Consider the following 10,779-nt stretch of genomic DNA (forward strand, 5'->3'; position numbering starts at 1 on the left):
GAGATGTTCGATGCGCGATCGCCCCCACAATTGGGCGATCGCCTCGTTTCCCCCAGTCTCGAAACCGATGCCGAACTGTCGTTCGTAGCGCTCTCCGCTGGGAGTCGTGCCGGTAATTTGCAACGTTCCCGGTCGCCGATCTGTTTTGCGTCCGAAGATCGTCAACGGTTGCCGATCGAATAAATCCGGGACGATCTCCGGATAAATCTGCGGACTCTCTCCCTCCCCGTGCCAGCAGACCTCGATATCCCGCAGCACCGGATTGTTAATTTGGCGAAAAAATGTCTCGGCAACCTCAGCCGTCGGTTCGTCCGGACGCACCACCCGCGAAATTCCCCGTCCCACCCGAGCCAATCCTTCAATGAGAAACCGATTCACAGAACTCCCAACACCGAAGGTATGCAGGCGATTCCCCGGTTGTAATTTGTCTTGAACTTCAGCTAGGATCGCGCATTCATTGCCAATGTAGCCATCACTCAGCATCACCACGCTGCGCAATCGTCCCGGTTGCGGTTCTGGAAACTCGATCGCCGCGCGAATGCCGCCGAGCATTCGCGTTCCCCCGTAAGCATGCAGGTTCTGAATGTAATCGATCGCCCGCTCGCAATGCATGGGTGTATTCGTTAGCGGCGCGAGGGACAGTTGTTTGGCCGTATCGGCAAAATTAATAATCGTAAACGTATCTTCGGGGTTAAGACCGCGAATAAAACGACACATCAATTCTTGGGATTTCTCTAAAGGATCGCCCATTTGGGAGCCGGACGTATCGATAAGAAACACCACATCTTTGGGAAAAATATCCTCGCGAGAATAGATCGAGGCTGGAATCGAGTAGAGGGCAAAATGTCCCCCTCGCTCGTCAGCTTGGGTCAAAACCGACGAGCGAGTTTCGGTACCGGCAACTCGATAGCGAACGATCGCATCTCGGTTGGGAATGGTATCTCCGGCGGTCAGATGCACTCGCACGAGATGTCCGTGCCGTTCGATGTCGATATCGTGGGAGGGCGATCGCACATCGTCGATGGGAAGTCCGGCATCGATTTCGATCTTGATATCGAGACGATTCAGAGAAGGGATGTCGAAGGGCTTAATGGGCGGGCAAATCCGCGAGGCATCGGGAACCAATTCCGTATCGAGGGTTCCCGACGAGATCGATCTACCGGGAATGTAGCGCGGCCCAACGACCGTTGGGAAGACAAACTCGCACTCTGCGCCCTCCGAGCGCAGGAGTTCGGTATACAATAGGTCGATTTCAATTTGTTCTCCCGGTCTAATATGGGCGATCGATTGCGCGAATATATTGTCTCGTTCTTGTTCGAGCAATCCTGCCGTGCGTCCTTCTTGTTTGGCTTGTTGGTAAATTTTGTAGGCGGTTTCTCGTTTTTCGATCCGACCCGAAATCGTTCGCTCTCCAATCCGAACTTGCAAACGATCGACAGCAGCCCCACAGGGTAAGGGAAAGATATAAGTGGCCTCTAGAGAACGATCGCTCCTATTGGCAAAGGTTTGCCGAACCCGAACGCGAGATAAATTCCCAGCAATTCGAGCCACCACCGCCATGTGTTGGAGGGGAAAGAGCATCTGCCTCCTGGGCGAGTCAGCATATAATCCCCCAATAGATGTGGGTTGAGTGGATTTTGCGATCGACATCAATTTCTCTCTTTCAAAAAGCTACAGCCTTCAGGATTTGATGATGCCACCCGCTAGACGATAAACGGTGACCCGTGGCGATTTTCTCCGTCACTGCGTCCCCGAATCTCCCTGTTTTCCCTTCTGTTGTTTCTTCCCCTCACCATGCCACAGCGTCTCCCCTTCGCGATTTCGAAGGCAAAAGGCAAACCTGGATTTGGGTACATCAGCGCTCGATCTCATCGGTTCGGACAACATTAGATGCGATCGAGTTACTCGAAGATCGAGTTACTGGCGAACCCTTGCACTATCTATTACAGGTCGCGGTCGATTCGGCCAGGATAGTGCGATAGAACTTGACGAAACTCAGCTCTCAATCGAGCGTGCATCGCCATTTATTCTTTTAGCTTTCTCGTAAGACATATCCCACACCACGCACGGTTTGAATCAGTCGTTTTTGACTTTCGCCTTCGATTTTCAAGCGCAGGTAGCGAACGTAGACCTCAATGACGTTGGATTCGCCCATAAAGTTGTAACCCCAGACATTTTCTAATATCTGTTCTCGGGTTAGAACTTGCCCTGGATGTTCCATCAAAAATTTGAGCAACTCGAATTCTTTCATTGTCAAATCGATGGTGCGATCGTCGCGAAAAGCTTGACGAGTGGATACATCTAGAATCAAGTCGCTAAAGCGCAATCGATCGGCTTCTTGGGTATTCGGTTTGAGGTAAAATTTGACCAATTGGAGAAATCGATCGGTTTGATAGGGTTTGAGAAGGTAGTCGTCAGCCCCAGCCCCCAAACAAGCCGCTCGTTCGTCAACGCTATCGTTGGTCAGCATCACCAAAACGGGAACTCGATTTCCCTGTTTCCGTAAAACATCGCACAGCCACAATCCCGACTCCCCCGAAAGGGTCCGTTCGACGACAATCAAGCCCGGTTGCAGTTCTTCGACTTGATGCAAGCCATGGTTGGCATCCCGCGCCACGATGGGAGAATAACCGGAGGATTTGAGATCTAGGCTAACATTTTGAGCCAGGGTTTCATCGGCTTCAACCACTAGTACGCAAGAACTTCTATCAACAGTTACTGAACTCATAGGACGTTTTGTATAGAGAAGATTAGGTATAAATACTCGTTCGATCGAACTTCTCCAGTTTTAACACGTCTCGGACAATTCTTGGCGAATCATTCGCAGCTTTCCCCCAAAGCGAACGATCGCACCCCGACTTTTGGACTGGAGACTCTCCCGTACCCTAACAAAATCATCCTCGTCCTTCATTGAGTACGAATTAGCATCCCCAAGAAAATCTGCGTGGGAGCGACTCTTTCAAAGATTGTCAAAAATTGTAACGATTTCTGAGTGCTTGTATCGACTACGATCGAACGATCCAAACCGAACAAAGAGCGTGGTGAACCACATAGTTACTCACACTTCCCACAAATAACTCCGACAGTTCCGACAGTCCCCGTCGTCCCATCACGATCGTATCGGCATTCCAAGTCGCAGCACAGTCACAAATCGTACGTCCCGGACTACCAACAACTTGATGGAATTGCGCTTTCACCCCAGCAGCGGTCGCTTCGTCAAGATAGGATTGCAGCATTTCGAGACATTCGTTTGCATACTGCTCCCATCGGGAGCGAAAATTCTCTACTCCGATGGTTGTGAGTTCGGTGTAACCGCCCAGGAGAGAGGTTGAGGGCAGCAGTTGCGGACAGGTGGATTCCTCAGGACTCAACACGTGCAACAACATTATTTCAGCGCCCGCCACTTTTGCAAGAGGCAAGGCTTCTTGCAAGACTTGTTCGCCGATAGCAGAGCGATCGATGGCAACTAAGATTTTATGAAGCGTAAGAACTATCCGTACCACTGACGAGCATCTTTCGATGCTAGCACGAAATGCGATGGCTGGGTTTAGTCGCCACGGGCGATCGTCGATCGCGGTCTACCGAACCACAGAAAATGCGACCCATAATAGGACGATCGCCAGCCACAACAGACCCGCTTTTTCAAGCCACATGTCCCCAATTTTGGACTGAGACTGAAAGATTTTCCAATTTTCGTGAAAAATTTTGGTTTTGGGGTGCTGGGAACCCAACGTGTCTCGACTCAACTCCCAAGCCTTTTGGTAAAGACGCTTGGCTTCTCGCAGACGTCCTTGAGCGTAGTATAAAGAGGCGAGGTTATTGTAACTCGTTGCCACGTCGGGATGCTTGTCCCCCAGAATGCGCTTTCGCAACATTAGCGCTCTGGCATAAGGGAGTTCGGCTTCTCGGAAACGACCTTGAGCGTAGTAGCACGAAGCCAGGTTGTTATAGCTGGTTGCCACGTCGGGATGCTGTTCGCCAAGAATGCGTTTTCGCAATTCTAGAGCTTTCACGTAGAGGGGTTCGGCTTCTTGGTAGCGTCCTTGAGACTTATAAAGATAGGCCAGATTGTTATAGCTGCTGGTAATATCGAGGTGCTCTCGACCCAGTTGGTTGGTGACGGCTTGAATGCATTTTTCTCCCCAAGGTTGGGCAAGTTCGTACAGACCCTGACCCGCATAAAACCGAGCCAGTCCGATAAACGGCCAGGTCAGATCTCCATCTGTGAGGACGGGAGTGAGATTTTCGGCAACTTCCACCCAATGGGGAACTGTCAATTCAAACGGTGCGACATCGGCCGGATGGGGAGACTGGGGAATATCTTGGGCACTGCTCGAAATGGCTCGGGCCACAGTTTGCTGGAGAGCGATCGCCCGATCGCTCCTGAGTAGATCGAATTTGGCTTGCAAGCACTTTCGAATCAGGGGATGAATCGTGTAGTAATATCCGCCATCATCTTGAGCGTCGATAATTTTGGTAACTTCGAGTTGTTTTTTGGCGAGATCGACTTCTTCTAAAGGCCAATTCAGCACTTCGGCGATCGCCCTCACCCAAGACCAAACGATGGGGGTCGATGCGAACAAGCTAAGGACTTGAGCGATTTGTCGCGAGATCGGCGTTAAAGTATCCCAGTTCAGCTCGAATACCGTTCGGACTGCCAAGTTTTTACAATCTGGGATGCGAATGCGAACGCCATCGAGGAGCTTTTGAGTATGCAGCCGCCCTAAAAGTTCGCAAATGGGTAGCTTCGGGTGTTGCCCCCAATACCGACCCATTAAATTTAAAGCCAGGGGAAAATTCCCTAACTCTTCGCACAGTCGATCGAGATCCGATAGGGAACCCATCTTTGGTGAGAGTGCTTCTATTCCCGCTTGCTCCATCAAACATTCTCGTGCTTCCTCAAGCGACAGTCGCTCGAGGAGAAGCTGTGCGAACTGACCGTCGAGGGTATCGAGTTGGGTGGTTATCAACACGTGAAAGCGTTGGGCTGTGGGGAAAAATTGCCGACAGCGGTCTAAATCGCTGACTTCATCGACCACCACCAGCACATCTCCCGTCGAAGGACTCCAATGTCGCCAGTACCACTCTACCTGCTGGGAGAGACTCAGCAGATTTCCGTCTTCTTGGTGTGGGATACTCAAGCGCATTCGCAAGCGAGCGAATTGGAGAATCTCGGCAACAAAGGGTAGGGTCGGTGTTGCGCTCAACCAGCAAATTCCTCCGGGATAATCGTTAAAATGCTGCTGAACGTATTGCTTGACCAACTCGGTTTTACCGATACCGCTTGGACCCACCAGCGCAATAAACTGACCCCGATCGCTCTGGAGTAAAAGTTGATGCAACCGATCGAGTTGTTGTTGTCGTTCCACAATGCAAACCTCTCCCAGTTTAGAGATCGGTTGAGTCTGATTAAACACCATGTCACCAAATGTTATGTTCTCAGCACGAGTTTGTTGCCTTGCCTGGGAGTTAACGATGGGAGCCTGATACCCCGAATGGGGACGCTCTCCTTCGAGTTATTGAGTTTGTCCGGTCAAGAGTTTGGTTGTTGTAGAGCACCCAATACAATCGGAGCGAATGACACCCCGATCGCTCTTTTTAGTTTGTGCGTGAATTTCACACTAGAGTCTGCCGGTCTACTGCTTATACTCTTGTTAATCCCGGTCGTAAAGCAGCACGCCGCGACGATTGTAAGTTTCCCTCAAGTGAGCTGCTTCCTTTCTCTAGCGCGTTCTCCCGATTATTGCCAAGAGCGTATAAACACAGATCCGGAACGCTATTACCTTCGTACTTTAAATATCTTACTCTAAGTGTACCTATTTTTTACCCGCACTTTATTCCCCCTGGAGACTAATTTATCGCTTTTTTCCGATTTTAGAATCAGTGGGATCGAAATCCGATCTCCTACGAGATTTAACGGAGTGTCTCATCGATGAGACACTCCACAATCTAAAAAACATACAAAACCTTTATAATTTATTAACAAATGTTGACAATATTATTTAGATTGACTCTCACAATTTGTGGGATACCTACTGTCTGGTTCGGTAAACCAGACAACGAAAATAAACATTAGACTGGACGCGCGCGAGGGGACAATAGTTTTGAATAGTAACACCGATTACATTGCGAATTATGTCTCAACCGACGATCGAATCTATTCTTCAAGAAAAACGAACTTTCTCCCCTAATGCCGAATTCTCCCGAGATGCCCGAATTCAAAGTATAGAGGAGTATCAAAAAATATACGATCGCGCCGCTGCCGATCCGGCTGCATTTTGGGCCGAACTTGCCGAACGAGAACTTCATTGGTTCGAGAAGTGGGATACCATACTCGACTGGCAACCTCCCGTCGCCAAGTGGTTTGTAGGTGGCAAAATCAATATCTCCTATAATTGTCTCGATCGTCACCTCACCACCTGGCGTAAAAATAAAGCCGCCCTCATCTGGGAAGGAGAACCGGGAGATTCTCGGACGCTAACCTACGCCCAATTACACCGGGAAGTGTGCCAGATGGCCAACGTTCTCAAGCAGTTGGGAGTGACGAAGGGCGATCGAGTGGGACTGTATATGCCCATGATTCCCGAAGCGGCGATCGCCATGCTCGCCTGCGCTCGAATCGGGGCCGTTCACAGCGTCGTTTTTGGCGGGTTCAGCGCCGAAGCCTTAAGAGATCGCCTCAGCGATGGGGAAGCCAAGCTGGTGATTACCGCCGATGGTGGCTATCGCAAAGATGCGATCGTTTCCCTCAAAGCCCAAGTGGATAAAGCCCTCGCCAACGATGCCGTCCCCAGCGTCACCAATGTTTTGGTGGTCAAACGTACCGGAGAAGCCATAGATATGGAATCGGGACGCGATCGCTGGTGGCACGATTTGCAGCAGACCGCCTCCGCCGACTGCCCCGCCGAACCCATGGACAGCGAGGATATGCTGTTTATCCTCTATACCAGCGGCAGTACTGGCAAACCTAAAGGTGTCGTCCACACCACCGGCGGCTACAACCTCTACACTCACATGACCACTCAATGGACTTTCGATCTCAAAGATACCGACGTCTATTGGTGTACCGCCGATGTGGGCTGGATTACCGGACACAGCTACATTGTCTACGGTCCTCTTTCCAATGGGGCAACGTCGCTGATGTACGAAGGGGTTCCCCGCCCGTCCAATCCCGGCTGTTTCTGGGATGTGGTGGAAAAATACGGGGTAACGATTTTCTATACAGCCCCCACTGCGATTCGGGCCTTTATCAAGATGGGGGAAGCGTTGCCTAAAGCACGGGATTTATCCTCCTTGCGGATTTTGGGAACGGTGGGAGAACCCATCAACCCGGAAGCTTGGATGTGGTATCACCAAGTCATCGGCGGCGAACGCTGTCCCATTGTCGATACCTGGTGGCAAACGGAGACGGGAGGTTTTATGCTCACACCGCTGCCGGGGGCAACCCCCACCAAACCCGGTTCGGCGACCCTTCCCTTTCCGGGTATCATTGCCGATGTGGTGGATTTGGACGGGAATTCCGTCGGCGATAACGAAGGGGGCTACTTAGTTGTCAAGCACCCCTGGCCGAGTATGATGCGGACGGTTTATGGGGATTTCGATCGCTTCCGCCGCAGCTATTGGGAACATATTCCCCCCAAAGACGGGAAGTACGTCTACTTTGCTGGCGATGGGGCCCGTCGCGACGAAGATGGTTACTTCTGGGTGATGGGGCGCGTGGACGATGTGATTAGCGTCTCGGGACATCGCCTGGGGACGATGGAAATCGAGTCGGCGTTGGTGTCTCACCCGGCCGTGGCAGAAGCGGCCGTGGTGGGCAAACCCGACGACTTGAAGGGGGAAAGCGTGGTGGCGTTTATCATCCTCGAAAGCAATTACACGGCGGGTGAGGAACTCGAAAAAACCCTCAAGCAGCACGTGGTGAGTGAAATTGGGGCGATCGCCCGTCCGGGTGACATTCGTTTTTCCGACGATCTGCCCAAAACCCGGTCGGGCAAAATTATGCGCCGTTTGTTGCGCAATCTGGCTGCGGGAGAGGAAATAACAGGGGATACGTCCACCCTGCAAGATCGCAGCGTGTTAGATAAGTTGCGCGAAGGGGCCTAATTTAGGCATAAAACCGTTTTGGATTTTGGATCGGTTTGTATCTCTTACGATCGTTCAAAATCTCCTGTGGGGTGGGCGATTTTGCCCACCTTTTGCTCGAGATCGAGAACTCCACCGAGCATTCAACGATCGATTTGGATGTGCCATTGGTGGGTGATGGAAAGACGGATCGAGTTCGGACGATCGCCGTTTGCTTGGGTTGACCTCAGTTACCGCCATCGAGGTAGGTACCGCCGATAAGTGTAGGTTGGGCACCCAAGTCGCTCGAATCAAAGTTTTTCGTTCGCTTCAAGTTGACATTGTCGTCATCAATGATTTTCTCGGGAACGAATCGTGCTTGTTCGAGTATCGTGTCTCATCGGGTTTGAGAGTAACGACTCATGCCTAAGTCAATATAAATTATCAGACGGGCTTCATGCTTCTCTACCACTCCGCTTCAGGTAGACTCAGACAGCACTCAGAAAAAAGCATCATAATCATTTTATTGAAACGGCGATGATGTCTGACAAAATATTGAGCGTTACTCTCAAAAGAGTCAACTCCAAAAATCTCAAAGGAGGATGAATTTCCTGGACTTGATGTCATTATAAATTGCGATCGATAAGGATAGATAATTATGGATGGTCTTGGCGTGACTGTCGTTGAGTTTCTCATCAATGCAGTGCGAGCTTACATATATGCCGGGTTGTTATTTTCAGCGGTATTTGTCATCTTTTTCATTCAACGGGTTGACTCCGATGCAGCGGGATGGAACATCGGATTTCGACTGGTTATCCTGCCGGGGCTGTGCGTATTTTGGCCGATGTTCGTCACTCGACTGATTCGGGGCAAACAACGTCCCACCGAGCGCAACGCCCATCGCATTGCAGCAGCTCGCCATCAGCCCGTGGAAGGAGGTTCGGTATGATTTTATCTCGACGCAAAACCCACTTTTACGCCTCCGTGGTACTCGCTTGCACCCTATCGCTTGTCTTTTTAGCGGGGCTGCTGTGGCGGCCGACTATCCCCGTGGTGAACGAATCCGTTGACGAGCTATTTGCAATCGCCAACTTTGCCACAGACGATCGGACTGCAACGCCGCCCGATGGCGCGCAACGCATATCTGGAGACGGTATTGAAGTATTTGCCGAAACGATCGCCGCCTCGGGAGGTGCGGCTTTTCTGGAAGTGCAACCGGTTCGATCGCTCCAGTATGCGAACGTACTGGTGTATTGGCAAGCAGGCGATCGTCCTCCCGAAGCCGCAGAGGATGCAACCCCAACCCAAACCATTAGCCAGAATGCCGTGCTGTTGGGACAGTTGTCTGGCACCAGTCGCCGCCGCTTTCCCCTACCGGCATCCATTCAAGGCCAAGACGGACACCTCATTTTCTACAGCCGAGGTCAAAAAACCCTCATTGCCGCCTTGCCATTGACATTAGCCTCCAATTAATTCTCAATTCATCATGAGCGTTGGTTACAAAGCGATTCAGTGGAATCGACAAAAAATTATCTACGATGTCATCTTACTGACCACCGTGGGTCTCTATCTCTGGGGGTTCATGGCCCTAACGCAGCATCTCGGTACTGACCTCGATGTTCGCGGGGTTCGCATTCGCGCCTATGGTTCTGCCGCGTTCGTTCTACTCCACGTGATTCTCTCCATCGGTCCTTTGAGTCGTCTCAGCCCCAAATTTCTGCCGCTGCTGTTCAATCGACGGCACATGGGAGTCACGATGTTTTTCCTGGCCTTAATTCACGTGGCGGGGTTGAAACTCTCAGATTCTTTAGAGGCGATCGGGATCGAGCTATCCCGCTTCCCTTGGGAGTTTGACGGTGCTCTGACTTGGTATCACGACTTCGGCAACCTCGACCCGTTGGTGAGCTTGTTTGTCAGCAATAGCCACTACGGTGACTTTATTCTCTTTCCCTTCGAGTTTCTCGGTGCGGGGGCGCTGTCGATCTTGTTTTTGATGGCGGCCACCAGCCACGATTTTTGGCTGGCGAATCTCACCGCACCGGTTTGGAAGGCGCTGCACATGGGGGTTTACCTCGCCTACGGTCTTCTGGTGGGGCACGTGGTTCTCGGGGCATTGCAAACCAATAAACATCCCGCACTTGCCCTGATGGTATTTGCCGGGATGGTTTGGATCGTGGGATTGCATCTGGTGGCCGGGTATCGGGAAGTGCAGCGGGACAAGATGACTCTGCCTGCCGCCGTCGATGGCTTTGTTGAAGTGGGGCGAATTTCCGAGATTCCCGAGTCCCGTGCCAAAATTGTGACGATCGCCTCAGAACGGGTCGCTATTTTCAAATACGACGGCAAAATCTCGGCGGTTTCCAATGTCTGCCAGCACCAAAATGGCCCGCTAGGGGAAGGCAAAATCGTGGACGGCTGCATCACCTGTCCCTGGCACGGCTACCAATATTTGCCAGACTGCGGCGCGTCGCCGCCTCCCTTTCACGAGCGGATTCCGACGTTTGATGTCAGATTAGAAGGCGATCGCATCTTTGTCAGTACGATGCCGAATCGGGCCGGAACCCGCGTCGAACCCGCCATTATCTCTTAGTGCGATCGAACTATCCCCCCATCTCCCCCTCTCCCCCGAAGAGGGCGAAGCATTTGGAAGTCTAAGTTTCGTTGGACTCATAATTAATCGCTCAAATGCTTTGCCCCTACAAACTCTCCCCCATC

General features: G+C 51.5%; 8 protein-coding genes. 4 read left to right on the plus strand and 4 right to left on the minus strand.

What is annotated here, in order from left to right; all coding sequences use genetic code 11:
• The 4 genes from IQ235_RS08730 to IQ235_RS08745 all read right to left on the minus strand — a co-directional run.
• Positions 1-1,650: VIT and vWA domain-containing protein (locus IQ235_RS08730; protein WP_264321090.1), on the minus strand; the 1,650-nt coding region annotated here is incomplete at its 3' end.
• Positions 1,651-2,032: 382 nt separating this feature from the next.
• The gene (gene nblR / locus IQ235_RS08735) at positions 2,033-2,728 is read right to left on the minus strand and encodes a response regulator transcription factor NblR (RefSeq protein ID WP_264321091.1); all 696 of its coding nucleotides are present in this window, start codon (positions 2,726-2,728) and stop codon (positions 2,033-2,035) included.
• A gap of 277 nt (positions 2,729-3,005) precedes the next feature.
• Positions 3,006-3,503 (minus strand): universal stress protein, encoded by a 498-nt coding sequence (locus IQ235_RS08740; RefSeq protein WP_264321092.1) that lies wholly within the window; start codon positions 3,501-3,503, stop codon positions 3,006-3,008.
• Positions 3,504-3,578: 75 nt separating this feature from the next.
• The gene (locus IQ235_RS08745) at positions 3,579-5,369 is read right to left on the minus strand and encodes a tetratricopeptide repeat protein (protein ID WP_264321093.1); all 1,791 of its coding nucleotides are present in this window, start codon (positions 5,367-5,369) and stop codon (positions 3,579-3,581) included.
• A gap of 766 nt (positions 5,370-6,135) precedes the next feature.
• On the opposite strand from IQ235_RS08745, the gene acs reads away from it, so the two are divergent.
• From acs to IQ235_RS08765, 4 genes are all read left to right on the plus strand, one after another.
• The gene (gene acs / locus IQ235_RS08750) at positions 6,136-8,106 is read left to right on the plus strand and encodes an acetate--CoA ligase (protein ID WP_264321094.1); all 1,971 of its coding nucleotides are present in this window, start codon (positions 6,136-6,138) and stop codon (positions 8,104-8,106) included.
• A 616-nt stretch (positions 8,107-8,722) separates the two neighbouring features.
• Positions 8,723-9,013 carry a hypothetical protein gene (locus IQ235_RS08755; protein WP_264321095.1) on the plus strand — a complete coding sequence of 97 codons (291 nt, stop codon included), beginning with the start codon at positions 8,723-8,725 and terminating at the stop codon, positions 9,011-9,013.
• On the plus strand, positions 9,010-9,537 hold the full coding sequence (locus tag IQ235_RS08760) for a hypothetical protein (RefSeq protein ID WP_264321096.1): 528 nt from the start codon (positions 9,010-9,012) through the stop codon (positions 9,535-9,537). The genes IQ235_RS08755 and IQ235_RS08760 overlap by 4 nt, the downstream gene beginning before the upstream one ends.
• 13 nt (positions 9,538-9,550) lie before the next feature.
• Complete coding sequence (locus IQ235_RS08765) at positions 9,551-10,654, plus strand: Rieske 2Fe-2S domain-containing protein (protein ID WP_264321097.1); 1,104 nt, start codon at positions 9,551-9,553, stop codon at positions 10,652-10,654.
• The last annotated feature ends 125 nt before the right edge of the window (positions 10,655-10,779 follow it).

The organism is Zarconia navalis LEGE 11467, assembly GCF_015207075.1.
Taxonomy (GTDB): Bacteria; Cyanobacteriota; Cyanobacteriia; order Cyanobacteriales; family Geitlerinemataceae; genus Zarconia; species Zarconia navalis.

What these genes read in the sequence shown, in the direction of transcription:
- nblR (WP_264321091.1), bottom strand. Translation starts at nt 2,728, where the DNA reads ATGAGTTCAGTAACTGTTGATAGAAGTTCTTGCGTACTAGTGGTTGAA.
- acs (WP_264321094.1), top strand. Translation starts at nt 6,136, where the DNA reads ATGTCTCAACCGACGATCGAATCTATTCTTCAAGAAAAACGAACTTTC.
- IQ235_RS08755 (WP_264321095.1), top strand. Translation starts at nt 8,723, where the DNA reads ATGGATGGTCTTGGCGTGACTGTCGTTGAGTTTCTCATCAATGCAGTG.
- IQ235_RS08760 (WP_264321096.1), top strand. Translation starts at nt 9,010, where the DNA reads ATGATTTTATCTCGACGCAAAACCCACTTTTACGCCTCCGTGGTACTC.
- IQ235_RS08765 (WP_264321097.1), top strand. Translation starts at nt 9,551, where the DNA reads ATGAGCGTTGGTTACAAAGCGATTCAGTGGAATCGACAAAAAATTATC.